Genomic DNA, 26,252 nt, shown 5'->3' with positions numbered 1-26,252 from the left:
ATGTTAGTTATCTTATAATAATGTGTATATTTGAATAGAAATTAATAATAATCATCGTAAACGCTATCGTAAACGATTTTATAATATTTGGCTACAAATAAGGGTGTTTTGGCGGTTTTTGTCGAACTCATAACCCGAAGGTCACTGGTTCGAGTCCAGTTCCCGCTACTACTTTAAATCAGTATAAAACAACAGTTTAGGTCTCTAAACTGTTTTTTTATGCAATCAATTTATGAATATCTTACCTTTACTACAAAAATTGAACACGATTTGGAACACGATTCGAAAAAATCACAACTTTTTTCTATACCCAAAATTTACATTGCAAATGGCGATTTAAAGAAGCGTTGGTATGTCCGTTTTTCTTTCAGAAACCCTGAAACAGGAAAAATGACAAGAATGGCCAATATCTATGGTAAAGTAAATAATTACAAAACCAAAGAAGCAAGGTTGGCTATTTTAACTTCCTACAGAAAAAACTTACTAAAATTACTTAAACTGGGCTTTAATCCTTTCGAAGAAAATTCTGATCTGTATCATAAATTAGTTAATGAAGAAGCACAAACTAAACCAAAAGTTGAATCAAAAGATGACTCCGAGAAAGAGGATTTAAATTCAGTAATTAACCAAGCAGTTAAAAACGCAATTAAAGATGCGTTGGCAGATAACGTTATTGTTCCAAAAGTGAACACTGAAGAGAATAATGAGAAAGTATTTAAAGATGAAAACACATCTTCCAAAAAGCTGAATAATGAAGAGCACGTAAAAACGAAACAGTACGTGCAAGTACGTGCAGATGATAATGGAACAGTCGAAAACACCAGTGAAATTGTTAAAAATACTGCAAAAAGTCAGCACGAAGATTACGTGCATGAATCGCACGTAAATGAAAGAAATGAATTTTTAGAAATTATTTCTATAGCCAAAGCTTTCGATTTAGCATTAGAATTAAAATCGAAAGAAGTAAGTGAAAGAACAATTCGAGATTATAAATCTAAAAGTAATCGCTTTGTTGTTTGGATGCAAGAAACGTATCCAGAAAAGAAAAGTATTAAAGATGTTACTAGAAAAGATTTAATGGCATATTTAAATGATATCGCTTTAAAAACAAGTGCCAGAAATCGAAATAATTATAGAACAGAATTGGGTAGTTTATTTCAAGTTTTAAAAAATAATGAAGTAATTGAAGAAAATTATATTCCTTCAATTCCTGTTATGAAATCGAAACCAGAAAGGCATAAAACATATACTTTAAAAGTACAAGAAAGTATTTTTGAATACTTAATTAAAGAAGACCCTAATTTATTGCTATTTATAAAGTTTGTTGCTTATAATTTTATAAGACCTATAGAAGTTTGTCGACTAAGAATTAAGGATATCAATTTAGATACAAAAACAGTTCAGTTTAAAGCAAAAAACAGTCCTTTAAAAACGAAAATTATTCCTAGTATTTTATTTGATGAATTACCAGATTTATCCAAATTAGATAAAGAATCGTTTTTATTTACACCAAATAAAATTGGAGCTTTTTGGGATGCCAATGAAACCAATAGAAGAGATCATTTTTCTAAAAGATTTAGAAGGGTAGTAAAGGATCATTTTAAATTGAATGAAGATTATGGTATTTATAGCTTTAGACACACATTTATCTCTAAATTATATAGAAAGTTGAGAGAAGATTCAGCTCCTTTTGAGGCAAAAAGTAATTTAATGCTCATTACAGGGCATAGCTCAATGAGTGCTTTGGAGAAATATTTAAGAGAAATTGATGCTGAATTACCTGAAGACTATTCAAACCTTTTTAAATAAGCTATGAGTAAAAAAACAGTACAAAATACATTTGAAATCTATGAGCTTTTACGAGCAGGATTGATGTATCCTTCCATTGTTTATATTCCTATAGATACAGTATTAGAGTATGTTGAGTTTGAAGAGATAGCAGAATTGCAAGAAATAATGCAACCCTTTGATAGATTATGGATTTGTGAAAGTTTAGAAATTAATTATCATTTAGAAGCTGATACAGATTTACAACTATTATTAAAAAAACAAGATGTTCTTAAAAAGAATTTGTTTCTTTTAATAGATTACAAACAAAATTTAGAACCTGAGCAATTTGAGTATTTAGAGAAAAACTACAAACAGCTTTTATATGTTTGTATGTATTTTTCTCAAGAAATGTTAAGGGTATTAAAAGTATCGAAAGAGAAACACCTTAAGAAATACTTACACTTATTTGAACTTCAGGATATTCATTATCAGAAACACTTTACAGCAATTGAAGAAACTTTTCCATCATCAGAAGAAGAGAAGAAAACTTGGTATACTAGTGATACTATTAATTATGAAAAATTAAAAGAAAACATTCCTTTGGATAATAACAGAGATGATAAAACTTCAAAAAAAGTGAAAAAGAAAAGGCAAAAATATATTACAGATGAAGAATCTCAAATGTATTTGTTAGAGAGTGTTTTTAATATAAAAATTGACTAAATGTTGCGTTTTATATAAATTAAGCGTTATTTGTACGTACAATTAACGCTTAATTTGTTTAAATATGGAAGAAAGAGAATATACCTGTCAATATTGTAAAAAGGATTTCGTTCCAAAAAGAAGAAAAATACAGCGGTTTTGTAGTGCTTCTTGTAGGGTCTCGTTTCATCGTTTTAAAAATGTTGATGTATCAATTAAATCAACAAATCTTCAGATAAAAGAAGAAAAGGAAGAGAGTAAAACTAAAATAGAACAAGTAAGTGTTGCTGGTGTTGCTAATGCTGCACTAGGAATAGGTTTGGTTGAAGTAGCCAAAAATATATTAATTTCTGAGCAAGACAAGCCAGCTACAAAAGGAGATATTGTAAGACTAGTTGCCAATTTAAAACGCTATCATAAAATTAAAAATATGGCTGTAAATCAATTTGGTCAAATTCCTCATTTTGATTTAGAAAAAGGAGAGTTGGTTTATTTTGGAGTAAAGTTTACAATTAACCCATAGTTAATTTTAATAAAAACAAACTTTTTCTTTTGCTCTTGTGATGGCGGTATATTGAAACTTTAACGAAGGCATAAAGTAAGAATTTACCAAAACTCTGTCCCATTCACCACCTTGTGCTTTGTTGCATGTAATTGAATGTCCATAAGTGGCTCTTATTGCACCAACATATCTATCGTCCCAAGGCATTAAGGTTTCTCTAAATACTTTATTTTTTTGAAACCTTTCATGACGTAAAATGTTTTCTTGTTTTGCATGAATACCTTGTGGGTTGTTTAATGAATCTAAGAGTAAATAATCATCAATTATTTCTAATTTACCTTCCATGTTTTTTGATTCAATTTTTATTGGCACAAAATGTAAACCTGCTACTTTTTCGGTTTTTGATAAGTCGATGTCTTTTACAACAATATGATCTCCACTATATAATTGAAAATCATTTCTTTTCCAAGTTTGATTGACTAATAACAAATCTTCTTTTTCGACAACTTTTTTATTAAACCCATAAATTTTATTTCTCACATTATTGTTGAACATTTTATTCATTTTGTGAGTGCAGCCAATCGAAATAATAGCATCTTGACCATTTGCTAAATAATCCAAAACATAATCTCTTGAAGCATCTTCAATAGATAATTTTCTAATATCATGAAGAGGTACATGTTTTAAGTCATTTTCAATACCCAACCTCAATTTTGTAGCATTTTTAAGAACATAGCTTCCATCTTCTTGTCTTTTAACCTCCGTTAAAAGTTTTGCTTCTCCAGTTAATTTAAAAGTAGTATTTAAATATTCTTTTGAAAGTGCTAATGATATTTTTTCGTTTACTGGAGGTAATTGATTGCTATCTCCTAAAAAGATGATTTTATTATTACTATTTCCAGATTTTACAAACTTTATTAAATCTGATAAAAGTGAGTTTTTAGACTTGAACAAACTATCAGAATCAACAGGAGGTTTTGCTGAAATCATAGAAGCTTCATCTATAATGTAAACATTAAAATCTTTTACATCATTATTCTTTAAACGAAAAATAACTTCACCAGTTTTAGCATTTGAAGACACATTGTAAATTAAAGAATGGATTGTACTATTAATTGTTTTAGATTTTCTACCTAAAATTCTGGCAGCTCTACCTGTTGGTGCTGCTATATTGTATGCAATACATTTAGTGTTTAAATAACCAATTAATGCTGTAGTAATTGAAGTTTTCCCAGTTCCAGCTGCGCCACACAAAATAAAGAAATCATCTTTGTTTTCTTTTTTAACAAAGTCTGACATACCTAATAAGGCAGTTCTTTGTTCTTGTGTTGGACAGTCAAATTGTAAATGATCTAAAATTGTAATTGCATTTCTCATAATCTATCTTTTTAATTTTGATACAAACTAACGATAGATGTGTGCAATGGTTATGCAATAATTATAAATTGGTATTTATATTTGAAGTAAATCTTTCTAAAAAACCTAGAAAATTGAAATAATACTTATTATGAGATGGGATTATTTCATCATATACTTTCTGTTGATAATAAGTTGGTGCTAATCCTCTATGGTTTCTATTTCGAATTAAGTATAAATTATTACCTTGATTGTAAATTTCATCAAAACCTTGGGTATTAAACTTAATTAATTCATTAAAATAAAAGTAATAAAGTACAGCTCTAAACTTATGATTAAAAAACCATTTCTCGTTTAAAATATTAAAATGTTTTTTCTCATCAAATTTCATCGTTATAAATCTACCAATTTTAGGCCCTCTAGAATTTCTATAAAATTTTTTTGAACTTGAATTGATTATTGATGTAATATATTCATTTGACGAAGCAACAACTTTTTTATTTAAAGAATATTTTTCATATAAATAAATTACTATATTTTCGATTTGTTGAAACATTGCTAAACTAAAATCCTCAAAATTATCTTCTCTTCGAAACTGCTCCATTCTAATAAAATCTTGAATTAAAGTTTCCTTAATTTCTTTAATTTTAAAGTCTTTATAAAATTTATTAGCCTGATCTGCAATTATTTCTTTGATACAATATTCGTGAATATTCTTAATTAAAGTACTATCGTTATTTATTGTAGAATCATTTTGAAAACGTTTTGACAATTCCTCCTTAAACCATAAGTTTTCAGAATCATTACTAATTTCTTCAATTAATTTAAGAAGTTTTTCTAAATTTTCCTTTTTATGTTTTGCCATATTATTTATCGTAAAGTTTCATAGCTTCATCTAAACCCTTTTCAAAAAGTACATCTAAAATTTTATTAATATTCTTCTTTTTATTAGCTTCTTTTTTTGCTTTCGCTTTAGCTACCAATTTCATAAATTCAATACTTGAAATATCAGATTTATTTTTAGCATTGTCAGTTTTTAATCTTTTTTCCTTTAGAGTTAGTCTTTTTTTGATTTTCTCCACAGGTTGTGGTGTAATAGATAGTTTATCAAACCTACTTTTTAGTTTTAAGTATGTAGAATCTGATTCTCCTTTTACCATTTTTAAATATAACAACTTCCCTTCAAGCACCATCAACATATTAGGATTCCCTTTTTTAGTGTGTCCTTTTTCCTTTAAGTAATTATTTAAAAATAATTCATAAGCTTTATCATAACCAAACCTTTCCCATAAATACAAATTATGCCTTACACTTTTAATATAGCTTCTTTTAATATTTATTTTGTCGTTTACCACTAAACCAGTAACTTCTTGTCTATAGCCTCTTTTTTGTAATCTTACTTTTGTTTCTTTTATATGGAAATTCTGTTCTTTAATAATGCGTCTTAATTCAATATCAAACGTGGTGTCTTTTTCAAAAATTGCTTCTTCTTTTTCTAATGATATTTTGTATGTGTTATGGTTACTACTAAAAGTAATGTCATCTGCATATCTTGTGTAATCCAAATTAAAACGATTGGCAAGACCAGTCAATTTAATATCCATTCTTTCACAGATAGCATTGGTAAGCGTTGGTGATGTTGCTGCACCTTGAGGTAAAACAAGTTTTTCTAACTTAATCCAGTTATTGTCCACAAATCTCTCAACTTTCATTTTATGGCAACACAAAGATTTTATCATATTGGCAATCTGTTTTCTGTTATCAGAACTCCCTAAATTAAATGGTGCTACTTTTAATCTACCCCAAACTCTTGCAGCATCAACACTCGGAAAGAAATCTTTTAAATCAATATTGTACACATAATTTTTATTTATATGCTTTTTTGCATTCTCAACGATTGATTTATTTGGTACAAAACCAGTTGCAGCTTCGTGTGGTTTATGAAGTGCTTGAAGTATTATATTTAAAGATTTTTGAAACTCTAATAAGCCTTTGCAAGGTGCGTGAATGGTTCTGGGGGCTCCAGATTTTTTCTTGATTTCAAAAGTGTGGTAATATTTTTTTTTGGAATTGAACTTATTACTGTCTTTAGAAATGTAAAAATTTAGTTGTGTAATAGTAAATGGAATTGTTTCCTCCTTATAAATAATCTTTTTAGAGAAATTTAAAAGTTGAAGAAACTCCTCTTTGCTATTCATTTTAGCAAAAAGTTGTTTTATTTTTTTTTCTTGGTCAATAGCTAATTTCATTTTTTTGAGAATTGATTTATTTTTAAAATAAAAACCGCAGCATCAATTCTTTCTTTATGAATTGTAATAAATTAATAATTATAAATAATTAAAAAAATAATACTTAAAAAAATATAAAAAAATATTACTATAAGAAGACTTAACTTCAATACAATAACGATAATAACATTTAGTTACAGTAAACTGCAACCTACTGCCGAATACAGCAGAACACCTGCCTAAACAGGTAATCAATTTTTTATACTACGGTTTTATTTCAAAGAACAGTGCAAATATTGCTTTATACAATGCAATCTACCTGCACGCTAATAAATCATTAAAACGAATATAAATCAAAAATTAAGTTTTGGCAAGTTCAATCTATCTTTAAAATATGTGCAGAATAGGTGCATTCATACTTTTTAGATTTGCACCAACATAAATAAAAAGAGAATTCATAATTAATTAAATTGTTTTACAAGTTGTTTTAATTATATTTAAGGTCGCTATGATTATCTATTGAAAAAGAAAATATGTCTACAAACAAAAATGCTATTTTAAGATATCAAACATTAGATAAATGTTTTAGAAATCCAGGTAAAAGATATTTCATTAATGATCTAATTGAAGAGTGTAACGAAGCATTATTCGATTATGATCCTTCAAATTCTGGAATTCAAAAAAGACAGATTTACGATGATATTCTTTTCATGAAAGATTCAAAAGGTTACAATGCGCCAATTGAAGAAATTAAAGAGGGTAGAAGCGTTTACAGAAGATATAGCGATTTAAGTTTCTCTATTAATAATCAGCCAATAAATGAATCTGAAGCAAGTCAATTAAAGGAAGCTTTAATGACCTTAAATAGATTTAAAGGAATGCCTCAATTTGAGTGGGTAAATGATTTGTCAACTCGTTTAGAATCCAGTTTTGGTTTATTAACTTCAGAAGAACCAGTTATAGGTTTTGAAAATAATCCTTATGTTTCTGGTTTAGAATATATATCTGAATTATACAGAGCAATTATTTATAAGACACCTTTAAAAATTGTAAGTAAAAGTTTTACAAAAAATAATACTGAAGAATATGAGTTACATCCATATTATTTAAAACAATATAACAATCGTTGGTTTGTATTTGGATATAATGTATCAGAAGGGAAAGTTTTTAAAAAAGCATTGGATAGAATTGAAAGTATAAATGAGTTAAAGATTGAATTCATCAATTCAGATATTAATTTTGAAGAATATTTCGAAGATGCAATTGGTGTTACTTTAAAAGAGAGTCAAAAACCACAAAAAGTAAAAATAAGAGTAAGTAAAGATTTGTGGCCTTATGTGCAAACAAAACCAATTCACGAATCTCAATCTTCTGGAAATAAGGAGAATTTAAAAACTTTAGAAAAAGGGTATATAGATATTACTCTAAAAGTAATTTTAAATTACGAATTAGAATCTAAAATTTTAGAAAGAGGAGAAGGGTTTGAAGTTTTAGAACCTTTGGAGTTAAGATGTAAAATTGCACAGAGAATAAAGACTCTAGCTAAAAAATACGTATAACATAATATGGAAACAATAAAATTATCGAATTTTAGAAAAGTAAAAGATAGCTGGGATTTAGATTTAGCTCCAATTACTTTTTTTACAGGAACAAATAATTCTGGAAAATCAACAGTAATTAAGTCTTTATTACTTTTAGAGGATTATGTGAAATCTAATAATCATTTTGAATTAAATTTTCATGGTGAAAATTTTTACAAACATAAAATAGAAAGTTATAAAAATGCAGTTAATAGAACAAGCTTTATTAATTTAAAAAAAGATTTAGTTTTTGAATATAAAAATAAAGGATATGATATTTCCTTAACTTTTGAAATAGGCGAGAATAACTTAATAGGTTTTCTAAAAAAAATGAAATTCAAGAGAGAAGATAAAGCAACTTTAGAAATTAGCCAAACAAGTTCTAAAACTTATCAGCTTCAGATAGATGCGTTTTTTTTAAATCAAAGGATTATTGATAATAAAGAAGAAGAAGATAAACTTAATACGTTAGCTTTAGAATTGACCGTTTCTAATATTATTGAAATGGATAAAGAAGAATTGAAAGGTCTTTATGCAGAATTTGATAAGTATTCTCATAAAATGCTTTTAATGAATGAATACTCTTACACAGGAGACAACACGTTAGATCTTAATTCTGAAGAGACTAAAGATTTGGCTAATGTCTATCTTAAATATGATAAAATAATTGAAGAAAATAGAAAGAAGATAATTGATGTAACTCAAAATATTTCTGATGGAGAAAAGAAGTTGAAAAAAATACAACAAAAGCTCAATAAAAAGGGGCAATTAATTAAAGATCGTTTAATGTATAGTCCAACATTTTCTTTAGAAGACTTTGGTATTTCTGACAGAAGGATTGATAAAATTTTAAGGATAGTTTTACCACAGTATTTAGTTGATAATAATCTTGGAAATAATAGAATTAAGAATAATTTTAAAAATTCTGATGAAAGTTTAGAACTTGATAAAGCGAATAAACTTGGAGATGAACTTTTATTAGCTTTATCTTTTAATACCAGGCATTTAAGTCCTCACAGAAGTAATCAAAGTAAATTGTTTATTCATGAAAACAAAAATGTTGATATTAACTACTTGACTAAAAACCATTTTGAAAAACAGTTGCATGCAGATATAGATGTACAAAAATTTATGAAAAAATGGATGTCTAAAGACTATTTTGATATAGGTGAAGATTACAAAATATCGACTTACGAGTCTACAGTTTCAAAAATTGAAATTTATGAAGATGAAACGTGGATTAATTTATCGGATAAAGGTTTTGGTGCAGGGCAAATATTTTCAATTCTTTTGGCAATAGCTTCAAGTATTATAGAAACTCAAGGAAAAATTGCTAAAAAAGGTGCTTTATTTGAACAGGATTTATCAATTATTCTTATTGAAGAGCCAGAAGCAAATTTACACCCAGGTCTTCAATCTAAATTAGCAGAACTGTTTTTAGATGCTAATAGAGAATTTGGAATCAACTTTATTCTTGAAACTCATTCAGAATACATGATAAGAATGTCTCAAATTATTGTGAAACAAATTAATGAAAAAGATGAAAATGCTAAAATTCCATTTGAAGCCTATTATTTCGATAAAGATGCTAAACCATATTCTATGATTTATAGAAAAGATGGGAAATTTACAAATGAATTTGGTTCTGGTTTTTTTGATGTGAGTTCTAATTTAGCTTTTGATATTTTATAATTATGGATATTTATATAGATAAATCTAACTTAATATCTTTTGTAAAATCGAAAAGCCATGAGTTGTTTGATGATTGTAATAAATTATTAAAAAAGCAACTAAATGTTTATTTTAATTTCCCAAAAAATGATTTGAAAGAAAGTCCTTTATTATTAAATTGGATAACTACTTTAAGTCAAGGTATGGGAGAGCATAATGAAATAAAGTTTGATTATAAAGAACCTGCAAGACCATTAAAATCTAATAGTTCAAATTCTTTTTGTTCAAAAAAATTAACTTCTGTATATTTATTGGAAGATGATGAAACTGAAAAATTTAAAAATGCGGGTTGTGTTTTAGTTGGTAAAGTAGGTGAAGAAATACAAGTTCTTAATAAACTCTTTATAAATCAAAATGATTACGATTTTGAAAAGAAATGGAGAATTAATGGAGACGATTTTAAAACATGGAGTGATTTAAAAGAATATTCATTGCCTTTAACAGATATACTAATTATAGATCCTTATATTTTAAGCAATAAGGATACTGATACAGATACAGTTGATGTAAACTTAATAAATTATTTAGACGTCTTGTGTATAGAATCATTTACGAAAGCAAATGTTATCATAGTAACAGATCCAAGTCGTTCTAATTATACTTTTGATGAAATCAAGAAAAAAATAACTTCTAAATTGTCAAGCCAATTAGGAAAACGGCCATCTTTTACGCTTATTTTTACAAAACGAGAGCATGATAGAGGTGTTTTAACAAACTATAGTAGAATCTATTCAGGAGATACGTTTAGTTTTTGGAATAATAGAGGTCAAAAAATTACAAAAGGAAGAGAAATCTCTTATTCAAGTTTGGCTAAAAAAGAGAATCATGATTTAGCAATAAAATTAATTGAAGATATTCAGCATACAATTACTTTTTTAAATAGCAATAATCCAGATTTTATTCAAGGAGATAAAATTTCAAATTTTTTAAACTTTAATTAAGTCGCTATGAAAATAATGAATGTATCAGAATTTAGAAGTCAGCTTTTAGATGGACATTATAATGTTATAATCAATAAGTTTAATGAGGCATTTGATTTAAACTTGTTGCAATATATAATTTATAATGAAGGTAGCCCTTCTGATATTAGAGATTATCATGAAATTAGTATTAGAGGACAAGAACTGTTATTATCATTAAAAAATGAATTAAGAGCTTTTAACAGCGATTATTATAAATGGAAAAATACTAAAGATATTGCATTAAAAATTAATGAAAGTCCAGAGTTTGTTTTTGAATATGTGAAAAGAAAAACTTTTCATGAAGCTTCCGGTTTAGCTTACGATCCTGATTGTATTAATTATGGAAACGAAGAAAAAATTTTCACCAATTTAAGTAAAGTTAAAAAAATATCAAGTTTTCAAATAATGAAAGATATTCAGCTAAAAAGAAGGTTCGACAACTTGTTGAATGAATAATCCAATCAACGCACATCAATCGCACACATAAAATATATATTTGTACCATACAACAACAAACCAATAAATGAGCACCAATAACAACAAAGTAGACGTAGGTTTTATCTGGAGAATTACAGACGATGTATTAAGAGATGCCTTTAAGAAAAATGAAATAGGAGATGTGTTATTACCATTTGTGGTAATTAGAAGATTAGATTGTATGCTCGAAAAGGTTAACGAGAACGTACGCAAATCTTATAACGATTTTAGAGACAAAGTAAGTGAAGATAATTTAGACCCAATCCTAAAGAAAGCAACAGGAGGCTTAACCTATTATAACACCTCAAAACATACTTTACATTCTTTAAAAGACGAACCACAATACATAGAAATCAATTTTAATAATTACTTAAATGGTTTTAATGCAGAAGTAAGAGACATTTTAGAAAGCTTTCAGTTCGATAAAGTAATTGCACGTTTGGTAAAAAACCGTTTGTTGTATGAAATGATAGACGCTATTTGTAAAATAGACCTACATCAAGATACTATAGACAACCATTCTATGGGGTATGTTTTTGAAGAATTGATCCGTGTTTCTAACGAGCAATCTAATGAAACAGCAGGAGAGCATTTTACACCTAGAGATGTAATTGCCTTAATGAATGCCATTATTTTTACGCCAGAAAAAGACGAATTATCTAAAACAGGAATCATCAGAACTATTTTTGATCCTGCTTGTGGTACAGGTGGAATGGTGAATTTAGGTAAGAATTTTGTGTTAGATGAGGTTTGTAAAGACAACCCAAACAAGCCAACTATTTTAACATACGGACAAGAATTAAACGAGCAATCTTGTGCCATTGCAAAATCGGAAGCCTTAATTTCTGGAGAAAACCCAAGAGATGTAAAACACGGAAACTCATTTACAGACGATCAATTTCAAGGGAAGAAATTCCATTATATGATGGCGAATCCGCCTTATGGAGTTACTTGGAAAAAAGATAAAAACTTTATTGAAAACGAAGCATTAAACCCTGCAGGACGTTTTTATGCAGGAACACCAAGAACTAGTGACGGGCAATTATTGTTTTTACAACACATGATTTCTAAAATGGATGAGAAAAATGGTTCTCGTATTGGTGTGGTAACCAATGGTTCTCCCTTGTTTACTGGTGATGCAGGAAGTGGCGAAAGCAATATACGTAAATGGATTATAGAAAACGATTGGTTAGAGTGTATTGTTGCCTTGCCTAAAGATTTGTTTTACAACACAGGTATCAATACTTATATCTGGTTTTTAACCAATAAAAAAACGAAAGCACGTAAAGGAAAAGTGCAGTTAATAAATGCAAATGCATCTAAAGTAACAGGTACAAATGCCAAAGGGAAAGAAGAAATCGAACATATTTTTGCACGTTCTAACAAAAAAAGTTTGGGAAACAAACGAAACGAATTAACCCAAGAGCACATAAATGCATTAATAGAAATTTACACCAATTTTGAAGAAAACGACTATTGTAAAATTTATAATAACGACGATTTTGGTTTTTACCAATTAACCATAGAACAACCTTTGTACAAAGATGGTAAAAAGGTGTTAAGTAAAGGAAACCCAAAACCAGATTCTAAAAAAAGAGACAAAGAAAATGTGCCATTAACCGAAGATATAGAAAACTATTTTACCAAAGAAGTGTTACCACACGTGCCAGATGCTTGGATAGATTATGACAAAACCCGCATTGGTTACGAAATTAACTTTGCCAAATATTTTTATGAATACAAAGGTTTACAACCTGCTGCTGAAATTAAAGCAGATATTATTGAGTTAGAAAAAGATATTGCTACACTTTTAAATGATTTATTGGCATAATGAAGAAATACGATGTATATAAAGAAAGTGGAGTTGATTGGATTGATAAGATTCCTGAAAATTGGAATATTGCTAAATTAAAATATAATGCGAATATTTCTTTTAGTAGTGTTGATAGGCATCAATATGAAACTGAAAGGCGTGTAGAGATTTGTCACTATCCAGATGCTTATAAAAATGAAGTTATAGATGAATCAACCAACTTAAGTGTAGGAAGTTGTACACAAAATGAATTTGAAAAATTTCAATTAAAGAAAGACCAAGTTATTATTACAAAAGATTCCGAAAGTGCTAATGATATTGGCGTACCAACCTATGTATTAAAAACTTTGGAAAATGCTGTTTGCGGTTATCATTTAGCTATTATTGAAACTAATAAAAATATTTTAAGCGGAAAATACATATTTAGATACTTACAAATAAATATTGTAAAAACATATTTTGAATTAAACTCAAATGGGGTTACCAGATTTGGTTTAGGTAAACCAACAATTATGAATTTATCAGTTCCAATAATACCTTTACAGGAACAAAATAAAATAAATACTTATTTAGACCATAAAACAACTATTATAGATGCTTTAATTGATAAAAAAGAGCTGCTTATAAAAAAATTACAAGCACAAAGACAAGCAATTATTAATGAAGCAGTAACCAAAGGTTTAAACAATAATGCCAAAATGAAAAGTTCTGGTATTGAGTGGTTAGGAGAAATCCCAGAACATTGGGATATGGTTAAGTTGACTTGGTTAACAGATTTTATAACTTGTGGTTTAGCCGCAACTCCTAAATATGTAGAAGATAATGAAGGAGTTCCATTTTTATCTGCTCAAAATGTAAAACCTGGAAGGATTAAACTTCATAAATATCGTTTTATTTCAAAAGAACTTCATCAGAAATTAACTAAAATTAGAAAACCACAAAAAGGAGATTTATTAGTTACAAGAGTTGGTGCAGGTATAGGAGAAGCCGCAGTTGTAGACATAGATTTTGAGTTTTCTGTATATGTAAGTCTAACACATATAAGAACAAACCAAAAGTTATTGTCGACATTTTTGATGTATTTCTTTTCAACAGAATATGCTAAAAATTTAGCATTAGAAGGAACTGTTGAAGGTGGTGGACAAGGAAATTTAAATGTAAAAAATGTTGAAAATTACCGAATTGCATTGCCAACTTTAAAAGAACAACAAGATATTGTCAAGTTTTTAAATAGTTCAACAAAAAAAATAGATGAAGCGATAAGGCAATCTCAAGATTCCATCAAAAAACTAAAATCCTATCGTCAAGCTATCATTAGTGAAGCGGTAACAGGTAAAATAGATGTAAGAGATTGGCAAGCACCAAAAAACAATTAGTTATGATAAAATGTATTGTAAAAAATGATATGTACGAAGTAGATATTTTCGATGAAGAAACAAATACACCAACAAATACTGTTATTGTTGATAGATGTAAATGGTCAAGATTGTATAACGATTATGAACTTCATAATGGTGTTGTTGTTAATCTAAAAGGTAGATATAAGGAATCTGGTTTAAAAAGATTAGTTTTTAATTTTAAAGGTGTTATTTTAAAAGAAGTAGTAACAAGAAATTTTCAGTCCTATGCAGACTATCTAAATATGTTTCATAATATGGAGCAAGAAGAATTAGAAAAATTAATTCTAAAAGCTCAAAACGAAACAAAAACCATTTTAGAAGAAGAAATTGAAGAATTGAAACTTCAAAAAATAGCCTTGGAAGAAGAGTTAGAAACGTATTTAGAAATTCAACAGAAAAGAGAAGAAATTAACGAGTTAATTAAAAAATTAGATTGCTAATCTAAAGAGAAAGTTATGAATAATATAAAAAGTATTGAAATAATAAGTAATAGCTCATATGCTAAGTTAAAGATTACTCATGAAAAGGGTCAATTAAGTATGCCTGTCCCTTTTAAAAAAGAAAATAGTGAGAAAATTTCAATTATTATTAATCATAGTCTAACTCACGGCTATAGTAGATACGAGCATTTTAAAAAAGAAAAACTATTGATTTTTCAAAACATATTATTAAATGCTTATGTATTCTCACATGATAAATTAGAAATGGCAGTTAATAATTCGGAATCAATAGATACTTTAAAAATATTAAAAGAACGCACGCTATTGATAAGAGCATATTTAAGAGATGTAACTACCTTCATAGATTGTTATCCAGAAAAATTAGAAGAATTTAAAGAAGATCAGATTTAAGTTTATTAGTGTTTTTTATTTTTAAATAAATATGGAAAAAATAGTGTAAAAAGTCAAAGAAATTAATAAGTTAGATCGCTAATCTAAAGAAAAAGTTATGGGAGAAATTATATTGTATATTATTTTAGGAGTTGTTTTGGGTTTCATTATTGGTTGGTTTATCGCCAATTTTAAATCAAATAAAACAATTAGTCAACAAAAAGAAGACAGTCAAAAAGCCTTTTCTATTTTAGACAAAGAATTTGTAGCATTTAAAGCAACAACAAATAGTACGCTTCAACAACAAAAAGACACTATTATAAATCAAAATTCTAAACTATCTATTTTAGAAAACGATATAGAAACTGCTGAAAAATTGACATTAACTTTAGAAAAAGAACAAGCAACTTTAATTGCAGATAAAAATTCTCTTACCAAAACACTTAAAGAAAAAGCAGATGTATTAAAAGGTTTGCAAGAAATTTTAGATACTAAAATAATCGAAAATAAAACTATATCAAGTGATTTAGCAACAAAAACAGCCAATTTTACAGCGGCTAAAAGCACAATTAATCAACAAGAAGAATACATTACAACTTTAAAAGAAGAATTAACAACTTTTAAAAATAAATACAATAGTACTAATGAAGATTTGGCAACTGCAAACGCAGATAACAACTCTTTACAAGAAAAGTTAGCAAGAGAGCAAAAAGAAATTAAAGAAGTTAGAGAGCAATTTAATATTGAGTTTCAAAATATTGCAAACAAAATATTAAAAGACAATACCAAATCTTTTTCTGAGTTAAATGAGTCCAAAATTAAGGAGTTATTAAGTCCTTTAAATAAAGACATTAAAGAGTTTAAAACTAAAGTAGAAGATGTTTATGATAAAGAAAGTAAAGAGCGTTTTTCTTTAGGTGAAAAGGTAAAACAATTAGCAGCTAAAAGCGAGCAGATTAGTCAAGATGCAATTAATCTAACAAATGCGTTAAAAGGAGAGGCAAAAACCCAAGGTAATTGGGGTGAAATGATTTTGGAAAACATTTTAGAAAAATCGGGTTTAGGAAAAGATAAAGAATACTTTATGGAGCATCAATTAACAGGCGATGATGGAAAACCATTAAGATCTGATTCTGAAAATAAAAAAATGCGCCCAGATGCAGTTATAAAATATCCAGACAATAGAAATGTAATTATAGATTCTAAAGTTTCTTTAAATGCGTTTACAAGATACTTAGCAACTTCAGATGTGGAGGAGCAAAAAAGAGAATTAGATGCGCATATTTCCGCAATAAAAAACCACATTATTACATTAAGTACAAAAGGCTATGATGATTATGACAAAGCCTTAGATTTTGTGATGATGTTTATACCAAGTGAACCAGCATATATTGCTGCAATGCAAGGAGATTCTAACCTTTGGAATTATGCATACGACAAACGTATTCTGTTAATGAACCCTACAAATTTAATTACTTCATTAAAATTAATAGTAGATTTATGGAAACGTGAATATCAGAACCAACACGCAATTGCAATTGCAGACAGAGGAGCCAAATTATATGACAAATTTGTTGGTTTTGTAGATAATTTAGAAAAAGTAGGTACTCATTTAGATAGAGCTCAATCTTCCTATAATGATTCTTTTAAACAATTAAGTAGTGGTAATGATAATTTAGTATTACAAGCAAATAAACTAAAAGAATTGGGTGTGAAAAACAAAAAAGAACTTTCTAAAGGAATACGAAATGAAGCTTCTATAAATATATTAACAAAATAATTTATGGCATCAGGAACTAAAGAGATTCATTTTGAAGAGCATATAGAAAACTACTTAACAAATAGAGTTAATGAGTATATAAGTGTTTCTCCTACTTTGTATGATAAAGATTTGTGTGTAATTCCATCAGAAATTATTGCCTTTGTAAAAGATACACAACCTAAACAATACCAAGCATTAGAAAAACAATATGGTGCTTTAACTGATGCCAAAATTGTAGAAACAATTGCTAAAAACATCACTAAAAACAAAACATTAGACGTTTTAAGAAATGGTGTAAAAGATAGAGGTCAGAAATTAACATTGGCTTATTTTAAACCTGCACACAATAAAACACCAGAACACGAAGAAGCGTATGCTAAAAATCGTTTAAGTTTAGTGCGCCAATTTCAGTATTCTAATCGCAATAAAAACGAGATAGATATTGTGTTGTTTATAAACGGAATTCCTGTAGTTACTTTAGAATTGAAGAACGCATTAACAAGACAAAATCATCACAATGCGATTAAGCAATATATGCAAGATCGTGATCCAAAAGGAGAGCCTTTTTTAGAATTTAAACGTTGTTTGGTGCATTTTGCTGTAGGTACAGAAAAGGTTTTTATGACTACTCAGTTAAAAGGAAAATCTACTTTCTTTTTACCTTTTAATAAAGGTTTGGTTAATGAAAATCCTAATGGTTTTGCAGTTTCCTATCTTTGGGAAGATGTGTTACGTGAAGACTCTTTATTAAGTTTGGTACAAAACTTCATAAGTGTACAAGTAGATAAAGAAAAGGTATATAATCCATCAACAAAAAAGTTAGAAGAAAAGAAATCTACCAAATTATTGTTCCCTCGTTTTCATCAAAGAAGAGCTGTAAACAGAATTTTAGAAGCCTTAAAAGAAGATGGTACAGGTAAAAATTATTTAGTTCAACATTCTGCAGGTTCAGGAAAATCAAATACCATTACTTGGTTGGCATACAGATTGGCTAATTTTTACCAAAAGTATACAGATAGCAAAGCATTATTCGATTCTGTAATTGTAGTTACAGATAGGCGAGTTTTAAATAAACAGATTCAAGATAATATTCGTCAGTTAGACAATACACCAGGCGTTGTTGCCTATTTAGATGAAAAAACTACAGCACAAGACCTAAAAAAGGCAATTGAAGACAAGAAGCGAATTATTATTACTACTATTCAAAAATTCCCAATAATTTCTGATGTTGTAGGCAGATTTACAGATAGAAATTATGCTGTTTTAATTGATGAAGCACATAGTTCTCAATCTGGAGAAACATCAAGACAAATGCGAAAAGCATTAAGTTTAGAGCAATCTGCAGAAGCTGAAGCAAACATTAAAACAGCAGATGAAATTATTGCTGAAGAAATCGCTAAAAAAGGAAAGCAAGAAAATATTTCTCAATTTGCGTTTACAGCAACTCCAAAACCAAAAACGTTAGAGTTATTTGGTACAAAAATAAATGGTCAATTATCTGCTTTTGATGATTATACCATGGAAGAAGCCATAAAAGAAGGCTTTATAAAAGATGTATTGAAAAACTATATGTCTTTTAAACGTTATTATAAGTTGATAAAACATTCAGAAATTGATGATAAAGAATACGAAAAGAAAAAAACAGTTCGTGTTTTAGGCAATTATGTAGATTTACAAGACCACGCAATCGATAAAAAAGCACGAATTATTTTAGAGCATTTTGTAAGTAAAACACAGAACGAAATTCAGGGACAAGCAAGAGCAATGTTGGTTACAAAATCGAGATTGCACGCAGTAAGATTCAAACGTAAGTTCGATGAAATTATGCAAGAATTAAATTTGCCTTATAATGCGTTGGTTGCTTTTTCTGGAACTGTAAAAGATGATGAAACTGGTGGAGAATACACAGAAAGCAATATGAATAATCTGGAAGGTAAAATTAGCATTCCAGAAGCTTTAAAATTACCAAAATTCAGAATTTTAATTGTTGCCAATAAATTTCAAACAGGTTTTGACGAACCTTTGTTACAAACTATGTTTGTAGATAAAAAATTAGGTGGCGCAAATACAGTACAAACACTTTCTCGATTAAATAGAAACAGAAAAGGGAAAGATGCAACAATGGTTTTAGATTTTGTCAATGACCCAGAATTGGTGCAAAAAGACTTTCAGCATTTCTATGGTAAAAACTATATGGAAGAAGAAAGTGAAACGGATCCTAATAGTTTGTACGATGTTTTAAACCAAGTAGAAGATTACAAAGTTTTTTACGAAACTGAAGTAAATGCTTTTGCAGAAATATTTTTTAGGCAAGGCGATAATTTTGAATTGATTCAGCCCATTTTAGGTTCAATTTCAACTCGTTTTGCAGATGAATTAGAAGAGGAAGACCAATTAGGTTTTAAAGCAGCAGCAAAATCGTTTATAAAAATTTATCGTTTTTTAAGTCAGATTATTACGTTTACAGATGTAGAGTTAGAAAAGAAATACGTTTTTCTCACGGCTTTACTTAAAAAGCTACCCTATATACAAAGTGGTTTACCTTTAGATGTTGTAAATGATGTGGAGTTAGATAGTTATAAGATTCAATTTAAGTTTCAAAACGATTTGTCTTTAGTTTCTGAAGACGGAGAAGATTATGGAATGACGCCAGAAGGACCAGGAGGAAATATAGATGAAGATGTAGATTACTTGTCCAATATTATAAAAGTATTGAATGACACCTTTGGTTTGGAGCTTACAGAAGAAGATAAAGTAGATTTTAATAAAGTGAAGAAAAACTTATATGAGAATCAGGAATTAATGTCTTATTTCAACAAGCAAAATTCTAAAAATGATATCAAAGATAAATTTGAAGAAGAGGTTGATGGTGAGTTCTTAAACTTTATAAATACAAAGTTAGATTTCTACAACAAAATGACAGATGATAAAGCTAATGTTTTATTTAAGAACTTGTTATTTCAAGAGATTTATAATCGTGAGGTTAGAGGGTTGAGGAAGTAAGAATTCAAATTAGTTATTGAATGAATTAAAAATAAAATTTGCTATGATTATATTTTTAGATTTAGACGGCACGTTAACAAATACAACACATCCTTATTTTAAAAAAATGAAGGATGGTTTAGATGCTACTGATATCTCTTTAATAAGAAAATATGTATTTCCAGATGCTCTTGATTTTATAAAAAATCAAATTTTAAAAGGAAATAAACTTTATATTATTTCAGATAGCCACCCAAGATATGTCAAGCCAATTTCAGAACAGATTTTCAATCTGCCTTTTTTAAGTTTAGCGGATAAACCAAATGATAAAAAAACAAGAGATTTTATTCAATCAATTCCAGAATTGAATACGGCATATCAAAATAAAGATAATTTCATATTTGTGGGTGATAGCTGGTTAGATGTAGCTTTAGGAAGATTGCTTAATATTAGAACAGTACTTGCAAAATTCTATAAAACCTATGTTAAAGAAGTAAGAGATGGTATAGGAGATGATTGGAAACCCATGAAAGAAGGTCCAACGTATTACGCAAAAGATTTTAAAGAAGTTAATAATATAATCGATAATCCATTAAAAAATTTGTTAGCCTTAGAAGCAATTTTTAAAGGAGTAGAGTCATTTAACGCAGTTAAATTTAAATTTCAGAGACATTCTAATGGTTTTACTGCTTTTCGATGTTTAGCTAGACAAGAAGATGGTGAGTGCGATAAATATGCTAGAGCAGATAAATATTTTCAAATCGATAATCCAAATAGAACTTTAGATTTTTTGGAAAAACTAGCATTGTCAGTTTCAAATTATTTAAAAAAAGTAGAGTCTCAAAGTAAATTCAGATGGGATTATCTTTCGTTTGTTTCTGACAAAAAGACAACGACTCCTCCAAATAAAATGAAACAGATATTTGATTTAGTCGAAAGCAATATTTCAAAAGTGAAACTTTTTGAATGGGATCTAAATGTAGAAGGGAATTTAAGGAATCATCCCAATTATAATTCTCGAAGACAATTTATTGCTCAATATCTTTCAACCAATAACGCATTCGATTTAAATGGCAAAAGCATTATCATTATAGATGATCAGTTTACTTCTTCAGCAACAGCTTACGAAATAGCAACTCAATTAAGAAATAGAGGGGCGAAAAACATTCTTTTTGTTGCTTTATTTTATTTAATTTTACCTTTAAGCAATAAAGACTGTCCAAATTGTGGTAGAAAGATGCAAATAAAAATAAATCGTCAACGAGGTAATAAATTTTACTCTTGTTTATCCCCAAGGTTTGGAGGTACTGGATGTGGTCATATTATAAACATAGTAAATGAACATTAAAATTAAACATATTCTGGCAATATCTCTTATTAAAGGAGTTGGAGATGCATTTATAAAAAAACGCTTAAATGAAATAAAATTATATATAAATGATATAGATTTATTGGGTAATATGCTTGGGGGTAAAGTTACTAAAGAAGGTATTATAGAAAATTTTCCAATAGCAGAAAAAATCATTGAAGATTGTATTGAAGGTAATATAGAACTAGTCTCTTTACTTTGCGATTCTTATCCTTGTTTATTAAAGGAAATTAAAAACCCTCCAGCAATCTTATATTTAAAAGGCAATATAACTAACTTAAGTAATTGTGTTGCTGTAATTGGTTCTAGGAAATCAGATGATTTAGGCAATGCAATTGCAAATAAGGTAGGAAACTATTTTTCACAAAAATGGTCTATTTGTAATGGATTGGTTGATGGAATAGATAGAAATGCAATCGAACAAAATGATTCAGTTTTTAAAAATGTAACCGGGGTTATATCTGGTGGATTAAATTACCATAGAACATCTTCAAAAATCACAAAAGAACTAGCAGATAAAGTATTAAGAAATAATGGATTACTAATTTCTGAAAACCCACCAAATAAAGCAGAAGATCAGTTTTCTGGAAGTAAAGCAAGTAGAATTCAAGCAGGTTTATCTAAAGGGATTATTTTAATTCAAAGCAGTATTGCAGGGGGTTCAAAATATACTTTAAAATCTTTTTCAGAATTAGATAGAGTTTTAGGAGTTATAAATTATCCAGGAAACAAATCGTTCGAAACAGAAGAGCAATTTTCTGGAAATAGATTGCTTTTAGAAAAAGGGATTGAGGGTTTGGTTGAAATGTGCGATATAAAAAAAAATAGTAATGTTAAGATTGATAAAATTGTTCAATTGAAGAGTAAAGAGGATTATTCATTTTATGATAAACAGCTAGTAAATTAAATCTACTTTATATTATCTTAAGGTTTGCGGTTGGCTTCTGTCTTAATAGTATTAGAATTTAATTTAGTTCGTCATAATTTGACGTAGATAAAAAATAGTTTTGTAAAACAGAAAAGATAAATTAAAAATGATGAATATAGTTAAAGAGTTAAAAGCAAAATTTTTAGAATTAGAAGAGACTTTTGAATATGGAAAAAATCAAGAACAGTTGGTTTATGATTTAGAAGAGGAAATACAGAATGCCCACAGAGAAGCATATGAAGATTCAGATTTAATGGCTTTAGATAAATTAAATAAAAAATTAAAAGCATTTAAAAGAGATAACGATTTTTATGATGCAGAGGGAGAATTAGACCGTATGTTTCCAGATCGTCACGACGAGGGTTTTGATGAGGATTCTATGAATTATGATAGCGTTTTTGGTGGTTAAAATTATTGAATAAAAATGTAGAGGTTGAATAATAAAACTTAATAAATTTAGATAAAGTTTGATAAAAGTAAAAACACTTAATTATTTAGATATTTTTAAAGAGTTTCCAAATCTGGTTGTTCCAGATTATCAAAGAGCATATACTTGGAATACGGATAAAATTGAAGATTTAATAAATGATTGGCAAGAGTTTCTTGGAAATAAAAATTCAAAAAACATTAGTTATTACATGGGAACTTTACTTTTTTATTTAAACAAAGAAAAAGATAAGTTTGAAATAATAGATGGTCAGCAGCGATTAAGTTCTTTAGCTCTAGTATATCATTGCATACATAACAATATATTAAAAGAACAAAATTTAAGTCATAATCAATATACTTCTGCCCACAATATAGTAAAAAACTATTCGTATTTATTACAGAGAAAACAAGAACTTGCTATTTTAAAAGAGTATGATATATTAAATAAACTTCAATTTACAATAATAGTAAGTGATAATGAAGATAATGCTTTTACCTTTTTTGATTCGCAGAATAATAGAGGAGTCACTTTAGGTGTAGATGATTATTTAAAAGCCTACCATCTAAGAGCAGTGCAAGAAAGTAATCAGGAAAAAATGGCGAAAGACTGGGAAGCCATTACTTTTTTTGCTAGAAAAAATGATAAATTAGAATTAAATCTAGAGTATTTATTTAAAGATATTTTATTTAAATCTAGACAATGGAAAGGGCAGCGCAGTTTCCCATATAAAAATAAAGATAATGTTCTTAGAGAGTTTCAAAAGCAAACCCATAAAATAAAGAAAGGTGAACAAAATTACAGGTTGTTTGCAAATCAAAATAATATGCGTTTTCATTCTTTAGAATATCAAGAAGACAATAGCTTAGTTATGTTGTCTAGAGAAAGAATTGTTGACACAAATCATTTTCCATTTTCAATAAGGCAACCTTTATTTGAAGGGCATAATTTCTTTTTATTTACTCAGAAATATCACAGTATTTACAAGTTTATTTTTTTTGATAAACATCCTGAAAACAGCGATTTAAATAGCGTTAGGAAGATGTATGATGATATTTATAATAATGATATGTCTAATTATCTTAAGGAGTATATTCAGTTATGTTTAGTTATGTATTTTGATAATTTTGGTGTAGAATATATAGTGAAAGCTTTACAGCATTTTGATTTTTATATCGGCAGTATTCGAGTAGAAAAATATTATGTACGCTCAGAAGTTGTTAAAAATAGTCTAAAAAATGCAAAAAATAATTTGTTAGATGTAATACAGGGAGCATATTTGCCTTCAGAAATTTTCAACTTTATAAAATCACAGGAAAACATTTCTAAAATCTATACTAACAAACAAAAATATATAAATGATAAAGGTGAGTATAGAAATAATGTTATAGAGAGGTATATAGAACGAGTTTGTAAAAGTTATAAAAAAGAAAAAAATAAGTTTGAAAACAGAAAAATATGGTTGGTGTAGATTCAAAATTATATGATATACATACAATAGTAGAAAATGAGTATGGTTTTAATATTCCAATATATCAGCGCTTATATGTTTGGACTGAACAACAAGTTAAAACTCTTTTTGAAGATTTATTTACAGCTTATTCTACGAAGAAAGAATTATATTATATTGGAGGAATAATTGTAGTTAAAAACCCAAATGGAAATTTTGATTTAGTAGATGGTCAACAACGTTTTACTACGCTTTGGTTACTATCTAATGAATTGAAAAATATATTAAGCTCCTTTACAAAAAAAGGAGAAGAGTTGCGTTTGCATTTTTCTATAAGAGATAATGTAACTTATTATCTTAAGAATATAGAGAATAAAAATGGTAATATAGATAGCAATGAAACAGATTTTGCAGATTTAATTAAGATTAGTAAAGCAAGAAAAATCATTGAATCATTAATTACTGAATATTTAAAAACGGATAAAGACCAAGAATTATTTGCAAAGTATATTTATGACAATTTAAAAATGGTGATTACAGAAGTTCCATATCAAACAGACTTAAATAAATTGTTTGAAACCTTAAATAATAGAGGAGAACAACTTCAGCAACATGAAATTCTTAAAGCAAGATTACTCTCTCATATAAAAGATATTACTGAATGGCATCAATATGCTACTCTTTGGTCTGTTTGTAGTAAAATGAATGAATATGTAGAGAGAACAATTGCCAAGGAAATAGATTCATCAAAAGAAATTGCTGCACAATATAACAATGGTTTTAAGCTAACTGATGTATTAAACTTGTTTAGAGCAAAAGAAAAGAAACAGAAAAGTATTAATCTTATTGAAATATTAAAGACTCCAGAAAGTTATAAAGATGAAAGTGTTTCTTTTAAAAACAACATAGATAATCATCCAGAAACTAATGAGGACGAATTTGAACCTGTGAGGAGTATACTGACTTTTCCGCAGCTTTTATTGCACACACTACGTGTTTTTTTATACGATATAGAACAAGACGATATAGATATAATAAATGAAAAAGAACTTTTAAAAACATTTGATAACTATTTTTTGAAATCAGATTTTATTGATAAAGAATCTGTAAAGCTTTTTTTCAAACAATTATTTGAAGTTAAATGTGCATTTGATAAATACATTATAAAATGGGTTGAAACTTCAAAAGAAAAAGAAGAACATCTTTTAAAATTTATAGATAAAAGAAACCAGAAAAAGGGTGGTTGGACTTATTACCTAAGAAGATTAAAAAAAGAAAGTTTTCATGGTTTTGAATTGTTGCAAAGTATTTTATATCATTCTCAACAAAACACAACTCAATATTGGTTAACACCTTTTTTATATTGGGTGAAAAATGAAAACCCAAATTTTAATAAAGCATATAAATGGTTAAGAATATTGGATAACACTTTACTTAGTTCTGAAACAAAGGGACTTCCTTTAATAAAGCGTACTTGGAATTCAATTCCTAATTATTTAGAAAATAAACCATCCGTATCAATTTTTCAAATTAATTACAATGTTTCAGCATTAGGTACAAAATTTCCTCATTATTGGTTTTATAAAATAGAATTTGTTCTTTGGTATTATAAAAATAGCTTAGGTAAAGAAGTAGAGTGGAAAGATTATAAAATGACAGCCCGAAACTCTATTGAACATATTGGCCCTCAAAATCCAAGAGATCAAAATGATAAAGTATGTGTAGAAATGTTAGATACTATGGGTAACCTAGTTTTAGTTACTAGGAGTATAAATTCTGAGTATAGTGATAGAGCATATGGAGTGAAAAAAAGTATTTTTACAGATAAAAAAAATAAAGGCAATCTAGATAGTTTGAAATCTGACATTATATATTCTGAAGAAAATTGGAACGATAATAAAGCAAAAAGACATCATCAATTTATTTTAGATTTACTAGAAATATATTTTAAAGAAAATCATATACAGTAAATTTTGTTTTTTA

At 27.9% G+C, this 26,252-nt stretch carries 21 protein-coding genes; 18 read left to right on the top strand and 3 right to left on the bottom strand.

What is annotated here, in order from left to right:
- The first annotated feature begins 219 nt into the window (after window positions 1–219).
- The 3 genes from H9W90_RS10385 (at window position 220) to H9W90_RS10375 (ending at window position 2,995) form a co-directional block, all read left to right on the top strand.
- Window positions 220–1,809, top strand: coding sequence for a tyrosine-type recombinase/integrase (locus tag H9W90_RS10385; RefSeq protein ID WP_187481533.1), 1,590 nt, complete (start codon window positions 220–222; stop codon window positions 1,807–1,809).
- Window positions 1,810–1,812: 3 nt separating this feature from the next.
- A complete protein-coding gene (locus H9W90_RS10380; protein WP_187481532.1) occupies window positions 1,813–2,493 on the top strand; it encodes a hypothetical protein in 681 nt (226 codons plus the stop codon).
- Between the two features lie 64 nt (window positions 2,494–2,557).
- Window positions 2,558–2,995: a hypothetical protein gene (locus tag H9W90_RS10375; RefSeq protein WP_187481531.1), complete on the top strand. Its 438-nt coding sequence runs from the start codon at window positions 2,558–2,560 to the stop codon at window positions 2,993–2,995.
- Between the two features lie 6 nt (window positions 2,996–3,001).
- On the opposite strand, the gene H9W90_RS10370 is transcribed toward H9W90_RS10375, so the two are convergent.
- The 3 genes from H9W90_RS10370 to H9W90_RS10360 form a co-directional block, all read right to left on the bottom strand.
- Window positions 3,002–4,351, bottom strand: coding sequence for an ATP-dependent DNA helicase (locus H9W90_RS10370; RefSeq protein ID WP_187481530.1), 1,350 nt, complete (start codon window positions 4,349–4,351; stop codon window positions 3,002–3,004).
- 61 nt (window positions 4,352–4,412) lie between these two features.
- Window positions 4,413–5,195 (bottom strand): hypothetical protein, encoded by a 783-nt coding sequence (locus tag H9W90_RS10365; protein WP_187481529.1) that lies wholly within the window; start codon window positions 5,193–5,195, stop codon window positions 4,413–4,415.
- Window position 5,196: 1 nt separating this feature from the next.
- Window positions 5,197–6,579, bottom strand: coding sequence for a reverse transcriptase domain-containing protein (locus H9W90_RS10360; protein WP_187481528.1), 1,383 nt, complete (start codon window positions 6,577–6,579; stop codon window positions 5,197–5,199).
- Window positions 6,580–7,091: 512 nt separating this feature from the next.
- Between H9W90_RS10360 and H9W90_RS10355 the strand changes: the two genes are divergently transcribed.
- The 15 genes from H9W90_RS10355 (at window position 7,092) to H9W90_RS10285 (ending at window position 26,239) form a co-directional block, all read left to right on the top strand.
- A complete protein-coding gene (locus tag H9W90_RS10355) occupies window positions 7,092–8,117 on the top strand; it encodes a helix-turn-helix transcriptional regulator (RefSeq protein WP_187481527.1) in 1,026 nt (341 codons plus the stop codon).
- Window positions 8,118–8,123: 6 nt separating this feature from the next.
- Window positions 8,124–9,830 carry an AAA family ATPase gene (locus H9W90_RS10350; RefSeq protein WP_187481526.1) on the top strand — a complete coding sequence of 569 codons (1,707 nt, stop codon included), beginning with the start codon at window positions 8,124–8,126 and terminating at the stop codon, window positions 9,828–9,830.
- A gap of 2 nt (window positions 9,831–9,832) precedes the next feature.
- A complete protein-coding gene (locus tag H9W90_RS10345) occupies window positions 9,833–10,810 on the top strand; it encodes a hypothetical protein (RefSeq protein ID WP_187481525.1) in 978 nt (325 codons plus the stop codon).
- A 15-nt stretch (window positions 10,811–10,825) separates the two neighbouring features.
- Window positions 10,826–11,287, top strand: coding sequence for a hypothetical protein (locus H9W90_RS10340; RefSeq protein WP_187481524.1), 462 nt, complete (start codon window positions 10,826–10,828; stop codon window positions 11,285–11,287).
- A gap of 67 nt (window positions 11,288–11,354) precedes the next feature.
- Window positions 11,355–13,139 carry a type I restriction-modification system subunit M gene (locus H9W90_RS10335; RefSeq protein ID WP_187481523.1) on the top strand — a complete coding sequence of 595 codons (1,785 nt, stop codon included), beginning with the start codon at window positions 11,355–11,357 and terminating at the stop codon, window positions 13,137–13,139.
- Entirely contained in the window at window positions 13,139–14,497 is a 1,359-nt protein-coding gene (locus H9W90_RS10330) for a restriction endonuclease subunit S (RefSeq protein WP_187481522.1), read from the top strand. Before H9W90_RS10335 ends, H9W90_RS10330 begins: the two co-directional genes overlap by 1 nt.
- 2 nt (window positions 14,498–14,499) lie before the next feature.
- Entirely contained in the window at window positions 14,500–14,961 is a 462-nt protein-coding gene (locus tag H9W90_RS10325) for a hypothetical protein (RefSeq protein WP_187481521.1), read from the top strand.
- A 15-nt stretch (window positions 14,962–14,976) separates the two neighbouring features.
- The gene (locus H9W90_RS10320; RefSeq protein WP_187481520.1) at window positions 14,977–15,372 is read left to right on the top strand and encodes a hypothetical protein; all 396 of its coding nucleotides are present in this window, start codon (window positions 14,977–14,979) and stop codon (window positions 15,370–15,372) included.
- A gap of 97 nt (window positions 15,373–15,469) precedes the next feature.
- Window positions 15,470–17,131 carry a DNA recombination protein RmuC gene (locus H9W90_RS10315; protein WP_187481519.1) on the top strand — a complete coding sequence of 554 codons (1,662 nt, stop codon included), beginning with the start codon at window positions 15,470–15,472 and terminating at the stop codon, window positions 17,129–17,131.
- Between the two features lie 3 nt (window positions 17,132–17,134).
- Window positions 17,135–20,116: a type I restriction endonuclease subunit R gene (locus tag H9W90_RS10310; protein WP_187481518.1), complete on the top strand. Its 2,982-nt coding sequence runs from the start codon at window positions 17,135–17,137 to the stop codon at window positions 20,114–20,116.
- A gap of 43 nt (window positions 20,117–20,159) precedes the next feature.
- On the top strand, window positions 20,160–21,443 hold the full coding sequence (locus H9W90_RS10305) for a hypothetical protein (protein ID WP_187481517.1): 1,284 nt from the start codon (window positions 20,160–20,162) through the stop codon (window positions 21,441–21,443).
- On the top strand, window positions 21,433–22,371 hold the full coding sequence (locus tag H9W90_RS10300; RefSeq protein ID WP_187481516.1) for a DNA-processing protein DprA: 939 nt from the start codon (window positions 21,433–21,435) through the stop codon (window positions 22,369–22,371). The genes H9W90_RS10305 and H9W90_RS10300 overlap by 11 nt, the downstream gene beginning before the upstream one ends.
- A gap of 127 nt (window positions 22,372–22,498) precedes the next feature.
- Window positions 22,499–22,801, top strand: coding sequence for a hypothetical protein (locus H9W90_RS10295; RefSeq protein WP_187481515.1), 303 nt, complete (start codon window positions 22,499–22,501; stop codon window positions 22,799–22,801).
- A gap of 58 nt (window positions 22,802–22,859) precedes the next feature.
- On the top strand, window positions 22,860–24,290 hold the full coding sequence (locus tag H9W90_RS10290) for a DUF262 domain-containing protein (RefSeq protein ID WP_187481514.1): 1,431 nt from the start codon (window positions 22,860–22,862) through the stop codon (window positions 24,288–24,290).
- Window positions 24,278–26,239: a GmrSD restriction endonuclease domain-containing protein gene (locus H9W90_RS10285; protein ID WP_187481513.1), complete on the top strand. Its 1,962-nt coding sequence runs from the start codon at window positions 24,278–24,280 to the stop codon at window positions 26,237–26,239. Before H9W90_RS10290 ends, H9W90_RS10285 begins: the two co-directional genes overlap by 13 nt.
- Window positions 26,240–26,252: the final 13 nt, after the last annotated feature.

It is taken from the genome of Polaribacter pectinis, assembly GCF_014352875.1.
Lineage (GTDB): Bacteria > Bacteroidota > Bacteroidia > Flavobacteriales > Flavobacteriaceae > Polaribacter > Polaribacter pectinis.
The sequence above is the reverse complement of the archived record's forward strand: the minus strand, read 5'-3'. Positions and strand labels throughout refer to the sequence as shown.

What these genes read in the sequence shown, in the direction of transcription:
- H9W90_RS10360 (WP_187481528.1), bottom strand. Translation starts at nt 6,579, where the DNA reads ATGAAATTAGCTATTGACCAAGAAAAAAAAATAAAACAACTTTTTGCT.
- H9W90_RS10295 (WP_187481515.1), top strand. Translation starts at nt 22,499, where the DNA reads ATGATGAATATAGTTAAAGAGTTAAAAGCAAAATTTTTAGAATTAGAA.
- H9W90_RS10330 (WP_187481522.1), top strand. Translation starts at nt 13,139, where the DNA reads ATGAAGAAATACGATGTATATAAAGAAAGTGGAGTTGATTGGATTGAT.
- H9W90_RS10300 (WP_187481516.1), top strand. Translation starts at nt 21,433, where the DNA reads ATGAACATTAAAATTAAACATATTCTGGCAATATCTCTTATTAAAGGA.
- H9W90_RS10325 (WP_187481521.1), top strand. Translation starts at nt 14,500, where the DNA reads ATGATAAAATGTATTGTAAAAAATGATATGTACGAAGTAGATATTTTC.
- H9W90_RS10385 (WP_187481533.1), top strand. Translation starts at nt 220, where the DNA reads ATGCAATCAATTTATGAATATCTTACCTTTACTACAAAAATTGAACAC.
- H9W90_RS10350 (WP_187481526.1), top strand. Translation starts at nt 8,124, where the DNA reads ATGGAAACAATAAAATTATCGAATTTTAGAAAAGTAAAAGATAGCTGG.
- H9W90_RS10335 (WP_187481523.1), top strand. Translation starts at nt 11,355, where the DNA reads ATGAGCACCAATAACAACAAAGTAGACGTAGGTTTTATCTGGAGAATT.
- H9W90_RS10380 (WP_187481532.1), top strand. Translation starts at nt 1,813, where the DNA reads ATGAGTAAAAAAACAGTACAAAATACATTTGAAATCTATGAGCTTTTA.
- H9W90_RS10320 (WP_187481520.1), top strand. Translation starts at nt 14,977, where the DNA reads ATGAATAATATAAAAAGTATTGAAATAATAAGTAATAGCTCATATGCT.
- H9W90_RS10315 (WP_187481519.1), top strand. Translation starts at nt 15,470, where the DNA reads ATGGGAGAAATTATATTGTATATTATTTTAGGAGTTGTTTTGGGTTTC.
- H9W90_RS10375 (WP_187481531.1), top strand. Translation starts at nt 2,558, where the DNA reads ATGGAAGAAAGAGAATATACCTGTCAATATTGTAAAAAGGATTTCGTT.
- H9W90_RS10365 (WP_187481529.1), bottom strand. Translation starts at nt 5,195, where the DNA reads ATGGCAAAACATAAAAAGGAAAATTTAGAAAAACTTCTTAAATTAATT.
- H9W90_RS10370 (WP_187481530.1), bottom strand. Translation starts at nt 4,351, where the DNA reads ATGAGAAATGCAATTACAATTTTAGATCATTTACAATTTGACTGTCCA.
- H9W90_RS10310 (WP_187481518.1), top strand. Translation starts at nt 17,135, where the DNA reads ATGGCATCAGGAACTAAAGAGATTCATTTTGAAGAGCATATAGAAAAC.
- H9W90_RS10345 (WP_187481525.1), top strand. Translation starts at nt 9,833, where the DNA reads ATGGATATTTATATAGATAAATCTAACTTAATATCTTTTGTAAAATCG.
- H9W90_RS10355 (WP_187481527.1), top strand. Translation starts at nt 7,092, where the DNA reads ATGTCTACAAACAAAAATGCTATTTTAAGATATCAAACATTAGATAAA.
- H9W90_RS10285 (WP_187481513.1), top strand. Translation starts at nt 24,278, where the DNA reads ATGGTTGGTGTAGATTCAAAATTATATGATATACATACAATAGTAGAA.
- H9W90_RS10340 (WP_187481524.1), top strand. Translation starts at nt 10,826, where the DNA reads ATGAATGTATCAGAATTTAGAAGTCAGCTTTTAGATGGACATTATAAT.
- H9W90_RS10305 (WP_187481517.1), top strand. Translation starts at nt 20,160, where the DNA reads ATGATTATATTTTTAGATTTAGACGGCACGTTAACAAATACAACACAT.